Raw genomic sequence first — 12,273 nt, forward strand, 5'->3', positions numbered from 1 at the left:
CTCCATAAACTCAACCTTCTTGTTAAAAATGTGTGTGTTCATCAATTACTCCTCCTTAAAAAAGTTTTAGGTGCTTTAAAATACAAAAAAGCCCTCTAAGAAAAACGAATCAATTTGTATTCATAAGAATACATTCGTTCACTCTTAGAGCGCTTTCTTGTTACAAAGTGTCCCTTCTGCATAGAGGGGATGTGAAATGGTTAAAGTTAAATAATATACCTTATATTACCACGAAATTTAGAAGTCTAGCAACCAAATAAAAAGAACTTTCAATCCTTTGTAGGGTGAAAGTTCTTTATTTATATATCAATAGAGGACTACTCATTAGGTGATTTCCGATAGATCCTCTCAACCACTTTAAATTCTTCTTCATCGGTTATATCAGTAAAGCAGGTATGGCCAGTATTGTCTATGGTAAGTTGGGCGAACGAAATTCCCTCATCATCCTGCAGAACAGCAAATCTTTTTGAATTAACATCGATAAGCTTAATGAGGGAAACATCATCATGAGTTTCACCTTCTTCATTCACTAACACCATTCCTATAGGCTGAATCACTCTATTTCCCCTCCTGTGTTTCTAAATAATAGTCATAATACTTAAACATACTTTCCTTATCTAAGTATCTGTATTTTATAAATTGATGAAGGACCGCTTCAAATGATTCCTTTCGCATGGAATATATCCTTTTATAGGCGCCTGGAGAGGCCGTGACGTTGTTATATTTAAAGTTTAGGAGCTCTAAGGTATGTTCGTAAACCTCAGTTTGCTCTTTCGTCATAAGAACGTAAGGAATGGTTTTATACTCTTCTGTTTGGTATCTTGCAATGATTTTTAAGCGAATCGAATTTCTAATATCAGGTGGCATTAACTCAGGAAACACAATCCAATTAGCTAATGTGGTCAGGGCAACACCGAACTTGTTTAATTCTAAATATTCATAAAGGCCCGTTAGGTTGGTTTCAAAGGACAATAATCCCCAAAATTCCTTCCCCAACTCCATAATCTCGTTATTTATCACGGTTTTATTCCTCAAATTCATCCTCATCCTCTATTTCAAAAGTCTGTGATGCGAAGAACTCTGTAGCAGACATACCTGCATAATCATCTGATAAAAAGTTAATGGGTGACCGTTTCATTTGATTTGTTTGGTGGTCGTATAAAAGGAAACTATCTACTCCAATTCCCATTAGTAGTCTTTCATCAGTTGTATATCGCACTTCAACGGAAGGCATATGTTCTTCTGCGAGCCGGGCAATGTAGGGAATCCTTGAATCACTGTCTAATATGACAATAACCCTCTTCGGCTGTTCTTGTAAGGGTAGTTTCTCAAATGCAAGCTGAGTCTTTTGAAAGCGGCTGGTCACATGTTCAATCCAATCAGGTGTAATTCGGAATATTTCAACCCAGAACGTAAGGAATTGACCCTTATCTTTGATTAGTTCAGTTGCTATACCTGGTTTATGGGTAGTTCCATCCTTTAAGCGGATAGATGGCTTGCGCTCCCAAGAAATGACACGATCGAGTCTCTTAAATTCAGAGAATAATTCATTACTGACCAAATCATGAAAGAATCCCGACATTTTAGGACCTCTTGAGTGATTGAAGACGACTGGTTGGAAAATGAATTCTTTTGGTACTTCTCTTTGGAACAGGACTTGAGCGGCAGCGGCTCCAATTCTAGTGAGACCATAAATTAAAGGCTTCTTTTTACCGTTATTACATGGAGTAACCCATGAAAAGGCAGTAATGATTCCCCTTTTTCTGCACTTCTTGATAAAATCCCTTATCTTTAGGTCACTGTCTTCTGGCTCAAAGACCACTCGTTGAATCTGATTCCGGGTAGCGATTCTATTTGTGGACAGGAAGTCAATTAAATTTAACTCTTTGTCAGTAAATGAATGCTTCTCCATTCGCTCATTAAGCCAATACTTTCCGCTATGGTTGCCTTCTCTTGGTTGGTAAAACACCAGTGTGGCATAAGGGTCGGCATATAATCCAAACATCGTTCCATCAGGAGGAAGATATTTAAGAATATCACTTGGGCTTGTTTCAGGATCGTATGGATTGTTAGAAGCTAAAGGTAATTCAGCTAACTTCTTTGGGGAAGAAGTTAGCCTGCCTTTCATGAGCGGATCATTAATATCTAATTGAGCGGTAAGGTTATCTGCCATATTGATAGCTCCGGTTTGATTTGTTTTTATAGTTTTGGTTCGGTGTGATAATAAGCCCTTTGATTCTGCGTTCCTTAACATTGATATCCTGAATTTTGAAGTTTACTTCATCTCCAACTTGAAGGCGAGCTCCGTTTGATCCAGGAGGAAAGCCGCTGCGAACTGTAATTCCTCTAGGCTCCAAGCTGATAAAAATTCCGTGATCTACGTGAATCTTTGTGATGGTGCCTAAATATGTGGACTTTTCTTTATACTCATTAATGAAAGACATTGGGTCAATTTCCAGTGCTTTCTTGCTGACAGAAATGTTCCCTTCAATGGCTCTTTTCTCTTCTGCAGTTGGTTCGTCACCTTCGATTTCTAAATCTGGATTGGGTTTGTTAATTTCTAGAACCTTCACATCGATGGTTTCTCCAATGAAGATCTCTTCTCTTAGGTCATCGGAAAACACGTACGAAAACTCATCGCGATGCATTCTTGTAGGGACACCGCTAACGAGTAGGTATACATGATAACGGTCAACACCTCGAACAAATGCAGGATAGATATCCCCCGGCTTACCATTTTTCCAAAAACGTCTTGCTGATTTTTCAAGTGCTAGAATACGGTTTGCCGCAAAAATTTGATCATCAAAGCTTACATAAGAGACAACAAATTCAAAAGTCTTTCCGACAAAGTTCTGAATTCCTCTAAACTCATAGGTATCAATAAAGGTAGTAGGCAGATACCCATAAATCCCATTGTAATTCAGTTTCAAGCACTCTTGCTTTAGTTCTCCTAGTTCAAAGTATTCGATCCCAATGGCTTTTGCTGTTAATACATTTCCTGCACGCTGGGATTCTTTTATGTCTGCCCAAGCTGCTGCTCTTTCAGCTTCAATCTCATTCGATAAATACATATACAACACTCTCCTTTTAATAGTTCCTGAAAACAAAAAAAGAACCGCTTCAAGCCTTTAATGGCTGAAACGGTTCTTCCGTTGTTTTTGGTTTAATTTAATTGTAATGCTTATTTATTAATATAAGGAATTACTGGAAGGAATGCAATAGTTTTTTACAAATCATCTTCCACTATTTCAAGATTTTCGGTAATACCGCTAGAATTTGGTACCTTTTGATTGTCTTTATTGAAATTCCGAGAAGCAGCGGCCTCTTCTACAGCTTTAAGGAGGCTATCAACAGATTCATTAGTTTCTTTATCTGGAATGCTATGAATATGACTTTCATTTCCAGACGTCTCTTCTGAATTCGGTGGTGAGGTAATCATATCTTGCAAAGATAATTGCTGAGTACTCTTGTCTTCTTGATTTTCGACGGTAGCTTCACTAAGTTTTTTTTGTTTAGGAGGTTTAGCGATAACCCCTGTCTCAACTTCTTTGAAAAGAAGTGTACCTTGGGAAACCTCTTTATCCTCAAACACATAGGTGCTGTCAATGTCGTCCGTTATATCATTAAAGCGCCATTTATCATTAGGATCAGCCGTTTGGTTGTCCACTGTTGTTTCATGTTCATCTATATCTTTTGGTTGAGTTTCATTAGATGCTAGTGTTTCATTTGGTGACTCCACTTTAGTATCTTTGGTTCCTCCGCTTTCTGCGTTTTCCATAGTTGGGAATTCATCACTTAATCCGCTAAGATGACCCAATGCTGAATCTACTAGGTTGTACTCAGTGTCGTCAGTCTCTTCTGACTGCTCGGACTTAATATCCAGCTGCTTTTTAAAGTAACGCTTAAGAAACTTGGACTCGGATACAAATGTACCAGTCGCGATTCTTGCATCTTCTAACGATTCATCCTCATTAACAAGCTGTACAATCATATGTTTAAACGGAAGTCGAGCAATATCAGATGGGGTAAAGGCCGGTGCTAATATTTTCTGTGTATTGTGACGGTAGCCCCATTGCTGCTTTTCAATTGTAACCGGTGTGGTTGATTCGTTCAGGGATTCTTCTACAAACTTATCTTCTAAGAATGTCTCTGAGAATATTTTGTTGTCATCAACCACTCCACGTCCAAACACTGTTTTGGAAGAGGCGTTTGTCATTATCGTTTGTCTATATCCCTTAATTACTGTCTCAAGTTGACCCAACGACTGGATAGCAATTAATGAGCCAACGTTGTAAGAGCGTCCTAAGGTGAGCATGCGTTCAAAAGCCTGATTGATATAAAGCGGAAATTCATCGACATTAAAGAAAATAGGGATCCGTTTGTATATTCTTTTGTTTTCATCACTTCCGATTTCCGCGCCATCCTTGGGACGTCTGAATACTGCACTTTGAAACTGGCGGATGAAGAATTGGCCAAATAAAAGGGATAACTCCTCAAGCTCACCAAGAGCGGTGTTGATCAGAAGTACTCCGCCATTCTCTAAGAAGTCATCTAAGTTCAAAACTTTTTCTCCGTCTTGTGAAATCATAAGCTGACTCAACATAGCATTCATGGAGATGTCGTTCAAGTACTTTTTAGCACCGGTTACGAACTTATCTTTTTTACTCTCTACCATTTGTTTCCCAGCATAGCGATGCCCTTCAGGATATAAAACAGGTTTTATCTCGTCTTTATCTCTGAAAGTCTTATAATCCAGTACATCATCCTCAAAATATCGTACAATACCATCCCATTGGTTTAAGACCTTCTCTGACATAGATTCATTTTTATGATGTTCCTCAATTATGGCTCTAGCTCTTTCAGTTAAAGTCGCTAGGTAGCGGGCATCTAGAAACATTTGTTGTATGTGTGTTATATTCGTCAAATTTCCAAACAGTATTTTAGCCAGCATGGTGTAGAATGCAGCAGTTTCCTCCTGCTGTCCTTTAAAAAATGAATCCTGATTCTCCGTCAGCGCTGTAATTGTCCCCCTGAAGGATTCGGCAGCAGCACCTATCGGCCCATAAAACGGGTTGAATTTTGTAGATTGGTCTTTTGTCGGATCGATTACCATGATTTTTTCATCTGGAACACCTAACTCTTTTGCAAGTTTTACTACATCATCTACTAAGTCACCTTTCGGCTCAAGAACAACAATTCCTCCAGGTATTCCCTTTGAAATCTTTATTAAATCCTGTGCAATTCTGACTAAAATAGCAGTACTTGTTTTACCACTACCTGTTGCTCCATTCACTAGTTCATGTAGAAACCGTTGTTTCTGCTTTAAAATTAGCGGTTTTTTGGTTTTCTTATCCCAGCCCACAATGACATCAAATTGGTCATATACCAGATTGTGCGAAAACCGAGCAAGAGGGGGGAATTGCCACTTAAAGAATTGGTCTCTGAGAATATCCTTATTAATCGCATAATGACGATAGTAGACAACCAAAAGGATAAGGGTGAAAAATACAGGCAAAAAGTACAAAAGCTTAATTAAGGAATCCATGTTTGTGACCAACAATTGATTATATTGGTTGGGATCTACTCGAATAGGACCAATTAATGGTTCATAATTTTCATGAATGTATTTTGCTGCAGAGGCCCATAAGAGAAAGATAAAGGGGATAATATTCCTGATAAAGGCATGCAGCCTACCCTTCTCCTCCTTTGTCCAATCAACTTTAATTTTAAAACCATCTTTTATTGGCTGAGTGATTGTTGAGTAAAACCACGTCAGCAACGGTAGATAGACAATCAGTAAGTATGATGGCCAATTTACATTAACAAAGTGAGGAATAAAAAATGATATCCCAAAACATAATTTGAACCAGGTTAAAAATCCGATAATCCCTAAAGACATGTTAAGCAATGTTAAAACCTGTACAGCTCTTGTGTGGAAAATCATCCTTATCCAATGTTCAACACTTTCATAGTCTCTCACCCACGCCTTAAACTTTTCAATATTTGTCACTCTAATCTAACTCCTTCCCCTTTAAAACAAAAAGACCGCCCCCAAGGTATGAGGACGGTTCTTCCGCTCTATGAAATATATTAATTTAATCAAATTATATTGAATCACTGAAATACGTGTCAACAAGTATTAGCTAAATTTACCTTTTCATACTCACCTGTTGCAAGGTTGAAGTAAATTGCCCTGCTAAAAAACTGCTGCTGATTTTTCATGATCGTAAGCCCGCTTAATTGCGGTGGTTCAAATAAATAATAAAAAACCGGAGTAGCCAGATCACTCTTATCTGTTTCTTTTGAGGCATTTAATTTATTGTAAAATTCTTTGAAGCGGATTGCTGTAATCAGCCCCTGGGTTTGAAATCCTTCTACTCTAACAAAATAATTAAAGTTCTCCTTATCGTCTCTTTCACCAACTGAGATAGGATATTGAGGGGCACCTTGGAATCTTTGTACTTTCTCCCCTAATAAGTAATCTCCATTTTCGTACATCTTTGAAACTTGTTCATTTAACAAGCGTTCTTCATGTTTGAACGTAAATTCTCTAATTAACAATTCTTGAAGCTTATTTATTGAAGTGAAGTATAGGTTCACTTGCTCAGAGTATTCTCCAATTTCAGCAAGAAAACGATTTGCAATACTCGACCATCTTTTAGTAATCATACGATTATTCAATTTTTCTTCTGCAATAAAAATGATTCCTTTGGGGAGCGGCAGTTCTTTTTCAGATAAATAATCAAAGTATCTCCTATAACCTTCAAATTTCAGGTTGAACCTTTGCCCTCTTTCTGTAGCTCGGTCTATTTCTACTGGATAGGTGTATTCACCAATCTTTATTTCTGAATCAGGCTTATAAGAGTACTTAGTTTTAGTTTTGTCTGTCCGAAGATAGAAATTTTGAGACGCATATAGATTATCTCTGAATTTCACAAGGAACGTATGTTCGTCAGTCGAGGGTTTTATTTCTGCTTCATCTTCCGAATGTATGTTCGTCTGTTTCTTTTTATCCAGTATCCTTTCGTTTGCCTCTTTTACTTCAAGGTATACATCGCAAATTAATTTGAAGTGCTCTGTTTGTTTTAATGGATATTTGTATAAGTCATAGGGGAAATCACCAAGATCATTATCATACCCTTCTCCTTTATGCCCTGGCGCTATGCCGTTATACAAATCCATTAGTTCATGACCTTTTTCTGTCAAGTAATGAAGGTGTTTATTAGTTCCCCTTATACTGTCCGAATCAATAAGTTCAGAATTCTTAAGTTCCAAAATGTTAGTGTATATCCCTTTCTTAGAATTATAGTTTAGGCGGTAACCTAACCCCCTTGTAATTTGTTCAGTTGTTGCAGCTCTTCGTCTAAATAAAAAATCTAATATCTTTAGTTGTTTAGGGAAAAGTTTATATCCACAAAAAATTGGCATTGTTCCCATTAACCTCCATAAAACAGTTTTAATTTATTGTAGATTAGTGAGTGAAAAACCTAAAGGAAAATTTAAAAAAATAGTATAGTATGAATGGTCAATTTCAAGGTGCAATAAGCCACAATAAAGTCACGCCTTGGAACTGTGCACCTTTAGCCACGTTTTTTAGTCTGTAAACGTTGATATATAAGGGTTTATGTTGTTCCATTTCTATAATCCTTTTCATTCATCCCTTGACATTAGAGAAAAGGATTATAGAAATGGATTACAAATTCGACAATTTTCGCACTGTTTCAAAACAGTTTAAATTTACTAGTAATACAGTTGGTAGATTGAAAGATTTTCGAACTATTAATCCCAGCTCCCCCTCCCTCTTTTTGAACACCCCAAAGGAGGAAATCTGGATAAATGACCATGACTTAAACGCAATAATCGGTAAAAAATATGGTGGGGGAGTCTTTCTTAAAGCTCTAGAATTTCATGTTGGATGTATCCTAAACTGTCTTAGCAGAGAATACAAAATGAAAACTTTTATATAAATATTAGTATAAATATAAATATAAAAGCGGAACCTATTTTTATATAAGTATTTATATAAATTTTGGAGTAGCGTTGACAAAAAAATAAATATTGGTATAATTTTTTATATAAATAAATTAATCTTCCTGAGGAGGAAAAAAACGGTATGGCAAAAACACCAGAAATTCATTTAGATTGTACAAATGATAATGGCAACTCAGAGCAAGCTTTATACATAAACGGAGATTTAGTTAGACAACCAAATGTATATGCGGAGCCGACCTCAAAAGGCTTTGTAGATAACGTATCCCCAGAATCACAAATCGAAAACTTAATGAATCAAATTGATGTCACAATTTCTTCGCGCAGCATTCAATTTAATGGGGATTATTATATAGGCCTAAAAGCAATTAAAAGCAAATACCAACCAGTTTCGATGGATGTTGAGCTAGATACTAAGTATGATAGTGATTTGCCAATCATTAATACTCTAGGAACATTGGCAGCAAAAGCAGTTCAAAATTACTTTAAAGAGAATAAGAAGATCCCTTCAGAACTAGATGTGACAGTTGATATGCTGACAGCATTACCTGTTGAACAATGGAATCCAAAGAATGCTGACGTTTTTGCCAAGCGATTTACTGGAGACAATGAATCTTTAATTCATAATGTAACTGTCCATATTAACAATGTAGATGTGCTTGTTAAAATAAGATTTGGACAGGTTAAGGTTGCAGCTGAAGGTGTTCCTGCCCTATTCGCGCTCTTGTTTGATCAAAATCTTAACAATCGAAACGATGAAATATTCAAACATTTTAGTGAAGATTATGGGAAAGAAATTACTGGAGAGTATCTAAAAGGCAAGCGGATTTCTCATATTGATATTGGAGATGGAACTTCTGATATGCCAGTTACCGACGGATTTAATCTTGATACCCATTTTGTAACAGGGTGTAATCACGGTGTAGGACATGCAATAGAAGCAGCTATACAAAACTTTAAAGAAAAACATTCAACATTAAAAAAATTAACAAGACAAAAATTTAGTGAGTATTTAAAAGATGAAAATCATCAATACCATCAAGATGCAGTAAGGTTTTTCCAAAAAACTGCACTAGTACAATCTAAATTCATTTTTAAACACTATCAAAGAGTCCTTTCTGCTTTTGATAATGAAGTCGATTTAATTGTGGTCTATGGAGGAGGCAGCATTGCACTTAAGGATTCTCTTTATCCATTATTAGAAGACCTTGGAGGAAAATTAGGCAAAGAAATTCTTTGGGTTCCTGAAGAATATGCTCCCCTAATGAATGTTGAGGGTCTGTTGGTATTATTAAATCGAATGAAAAACCAAAGCAAGAAAAAAGTGAAAGCCTAACCTTATAAGATTCAAGGTATAGCCTCTGAGGTTATACCTTCCTTCATGGAAGGAGGGTGAAAATGGGTAGACAAAAAAAGTCCATAAAGAAACCTGGTAGTCAGATACCGTTAAAATTGAAAGAAAACGAGCCGGATCATATTGTTGATTGGTTTAATGCTCAAGGTACCATAGCTGATTCGATTAGATATCTAATCGAAAAAGATATAGCCGAAAATGGCATCCGAGACCTTACATATGAAATGAAGCAGCGTTTTTCATATTATAAACCAAGCCATAAGGTTGCTAAAGAAAGTAGTCATCCAGTTATGCAGAATGAAGTAATGGAACAAAATTCTTTAAACAATAATGATTCAAACCCAGCTGTTTCTTCTCGTAACGATAATATAGGGAGTAGTGGTTCCTCTGTTTTACCTGTTGATAAAGAACAAGAGAAACCTAAAATTGAAGAGCCTTCCCTTTCCCCTGTCAACATCAATCAAGAAAAATCAAAGGAAAAAAAGATTATTGAAGAAATAACTGGGGAAAATGACGATGATTTAGATATTGATGACTTAAATATATTTGGATGAAAAAGTGCTACAAGCCTCCAAAGGGGTTGTAGCACTTTTAATTAATCATGAATTATTGTATTTAACATACTCACTTTTAATTGAGCTTTTTTATAGCCCTTCTTAGCCCCTCTTAGGATTTCCATATTTGTTGCAGTTCATATTAGCAATCACACTGCACAATCCATGAAAATAAGTAATTCCTCTTCTGGAAAATGTCTGCCGCAATAATGGCAAATCACTTTTTCCCACCCTGGATCAGAATCAATTCAGGCCGGTAACCTTTCTTCTTGCGTTCTTCCTGGCGCTTGAAAATTCTTTTAAAAACTTATCAGGAGCCTGTTGGAGTTCTTCTCTGGAGACTCTTTACATTAGTTAATCACATTCCCCTTTGATTTCATTTGATTAACGAACAAATTCGATTCGTCTGGAGTCATTTCGAATAATTCATCAAGATATTCCATGACTTCCTGAATAGACATTTCTCCATCTGAATACGGATGTAGCCATTCTCCAGTATCGCCAACCAGCTTCTTAACAAGTGAATCGATTACTCCCGTAGGTTCAATTCGGTCAAAGAAATCAAATATAACTCCTGTTTGCTCATATTTCTCATAAACTTCCCAACGCTTCTTTTCAATCTCAGCCAATATGGTCAGCACCATTACCCATTCCACGTTAAACACTTTGTTTTCCATTTGACTGAAGAACAGCAACCGTTCCCTAAGTCCTTCCTCCGGTTCCTCTCCCCTTAGAAATTCACTGGTATTATCATAAAAATTCGGGATAGGCTCTCCAGCCAAGAAAGAAAGAATTTTCTCGGTATCGTCAAACATATCAAAAATATTGTGAATCTCCATTCCGCTCATTACGGTAATTTCTTCAATTGCCTGAAAAACAGACCGGTGCATTTTCATAATTTCCATTGCTGCATCAATTTTTTTCATGTCAATTCCCCCACGTTTATAGAGAATCAGCTACTAAGCTGGCTCCTCTTCTTTTTCTCCAACCCTATGCATTTTTTAATTAATTCCGTTAGCCTTTCTTCCAAATCTTCCGTAACAAAAAGTTTCCGGCTCGGATTAATCTTTACCCATTCTCTCACAAAGTCTTTAGCTATTACCTTTATGCATCCTTCCGAACATGCACGTTCCAAACCAGTTTCTGTGGTAAATTCCAAATTCCAATTAAGGCTAGGGTTAATTGTAAAGTAATTTCCACCGTCTTGGCTGGAGACTTTGGTGGAGCAATTTCCACACTTGAAACTCCATTTTCGGGAAGGGTTAAACTGTTTTTTATCAATCATCAAATATTCTAAAGGGATAAGGTATTTCCCTTCAATCTGTTTACGTTGGGAGTAATTTCGGCTTAAACGAGTATGTCTATTTTGCGTATTTATTAATTCGTCAAATCTTTCAATCTCCAAGGGTTTTCATAATTTCACAGGCCAATAATAACATATCATCCGAATCTAAATAACAGCCTGAACCATCATAAGTGGCAATATACACGCTTCCGTCTTCTGTATTATCCTGAAGCTCTGTGGATTAATAACTTTTGCATCTCGCAACCCATTCTCTGTTTTGCAAGTCGGACAAACATATATATGTTTTCGTTTTGATTCATTATTTGGATTTTCAATCATAACTGCTTTTACAGTGTATCTTCTGCAGCTAGCGCTGCCATTTAAGCCCCCCCCCGATAATGCTCTTGAAATTATCCTTCCTGTATAGATTACTAACCTATTTTGATGTACCCCACTTAGAAATGCTAATTATTGAATTCAATTCTAAAAGTCTCGTTACCCCTGCGAAACTATTAAATCTCCCCTTCTCCCCTCTAAAAATCATTTTATTATTAATTATATAAATATTTATGACTAATTTATATAAATAATTATAAATGTTTATATAAAAATTTATACCCAACAATAATTAAAGTTAATGCGAGAGTAATTTCCTGCAAATCGTTATCTAAATACGAAATCTCATGTAGGACAAGATAACATATTAGCCTATTAATATGTTATATGGATGTTCAAGCTGTGAATTACAATGAAGAGCAAGTCCCTATATACCCTATTGAGATGTTAAATAATATATCCAAATACGAACTATCATGAATAGCAACTTATATATGCGACCTCTTAGTATGTTACTTGATAAATCGATATATGAATTCTCATGAAGGGCAAAATATCAGCAGGGTTATTAATAGGTTGAATATAATATCGAGCTATGAGTTATGATGTAGGGCGAGAGAATTGGAAGGTTGTGATTATTGGGGAGCGGAACATTCTGGCTGCAAAGAGCTGGAAAAGGTGAATTGAGATGTGAGTTCTCAAGTAGAGCGGCTTGTTTAATAGGTTATAAATATGCGATAATTGAACTATTAATA

The 12,273-nt window shown here is 36.3% G+C and carries 10 protein-coding genes; 2 read left to right on the plus strand and 8 right to left on the minus strand.

Features of this window, described 5'->3' with window-relative positions; genetic code table 11:
• Nucleotides 1-317 precede the first annotated feature (317 nt).
• The 6 genes from PBF_RS19520 to PBF_RS19545 all read right to left on the minus strand — a co-directional run bounded on the left by PBF_RS19520 (nucleotide 318) and on the right by PBF_RS19545 (nucleotide 7,437).
• Nucleotides 318-557 (minus strand): DUF1292 domain-containing protein, encoded by a 240-nt coding sequence (locus PBF_RS19520; RefSeq protein WP_035332112.1) that lies wholly within the window; start codon nucleotides 555-557, stop codon nucleotides 318-320.
• A gap of 1 nt (nucleotide 558) precedes the next feature.
• Nucleotides 559-1,035, minus strand: a complete 477-nt coding sequence (locus tag PBF_RS19525; protein WP_152539707.1) for a hypothetical protein — start codon at nucleotides 1,033-1,035, stop codon at nucleotides 559-561.
• Nucleotides 1,025-2,173, minus strand: coding sequence for a replication-relaxation family protein (locus tag PBF_RS19530; RefSeq protein WP_035332115.1), 1,149 nt, complete (start codon nucleotides 2,171-2,173; stop codon nucleotides 1,025-1,027). Before PBF_RS19530 ends, PBF_RS19525 begins: the two co-directional genes overlap by 11 nt.
• Nucleotides 2,163-3,071, minus strand: a complete 909-nt coding sequence (locus PBF_RS19535; RefSeq protein ID WP_035332117.1) for a hypothetical protein — start codon at nucleotides 3,069-3,071, stop codon at nucleotides 2,163-2,165. Before PBF_RS19535 ends, PBF_RS19530 begins: the two co-directional genes overlap by 11 nt.
• 155 nt (nucleotides 3,072-3,226) lie before the next feature.
• Nucleotides 3,227-6,010, minus strand: a complete 2,784-nt coding sequence (locus PBF_RS19540; RefSeq protein WP_035332119.1) for a TraM recognition domain-containing protein — start codon at nucleotides 6,008-6,010, stop codon at nucleotides 3,227-3,229.
• Nucleotides 6,011-6,129: 119 nt separating this feature from the next.
• A complete protein-coding gene (locus PBF_RS19545; RefSeq protein WP_035332120.1) occupies nucleotides 6,130-7,437 on the minus strand; it encodes a hypothetical protein in 1,308 nt (435 codons plus the stop codon).
• A 676-nt stretch (nucleotides 7,438-8,113) separates the two neighbouring features.
• Here PBF_RS19545 and PBF_RS19555 point away from each other — a divergent pair.
• Nucleotides 8,114-9,325 (plus strand): ParM/StbA family protein, encoded by a 1,212-nt coding sequence (locus PBF_RS19555; RefSeq protein WP_035332122.1) that lies wholly within the window; start codon nucleotides 8,114-8,116, stop codon nucleotides 9,323-9,325.
• A gap of 62 nt (nucleotides 9,326-9,387) precedes the next feature.
• On the plus strand, nucleotides 9,388-9,897 hold the full coding sequence (locus PBF_RS19560; RefSeq protein ID WP_035332123.1) for a hypothetical protein: 510 nt from the start codon (nucleotides 9,388-9,390) through the stop codon (nucleotides 9,895-9,897).
• A gap of 350 nt (nucleotides 9,898-10,247) precedes the next feature.
• Here the strand turns inward: PBF_RS19560 and PBF_RS19565 are convergent, their stop codons facing one another.
• Both PBF_RS19565 and PBF_RS19570 read right to left on the minus strand, forming a co-directional pair.
• Nucleotides 10,248-10,823: a hypothetical protein gene (locus tag PBF_RS19565; RefSeq protein WP_035332124.1), complete on the minus strand. Its 576-nt coding sequence runs from the start codon at nucleotides 10,821-10,823 to the stop codon at nucleotides 10,248-10,250.
• Between the two features lie 26 nt (nucleotides 10,824-10,849).
• Entirely contained in the window at nucleotides 10,850-11,302 is a 453-nt protein-coding gene (locus PBF_RS19570; RefSeq protein WP_152539709.1) for a hypothetical protein, read from the minus strand.
• Nucleotides 11,303-12,273 lie beyond the last annotated feature (971 nt).

The sequence above is a fragment of the Cytobacillus firmus DS1 genome (assembly GCF_000565285.1).
GTDB lineage: Bacteria > Bacillota > Bacilli > Bacillales > Cytobacillaceae > Cytobacillus > Cytobacillus firmus_A.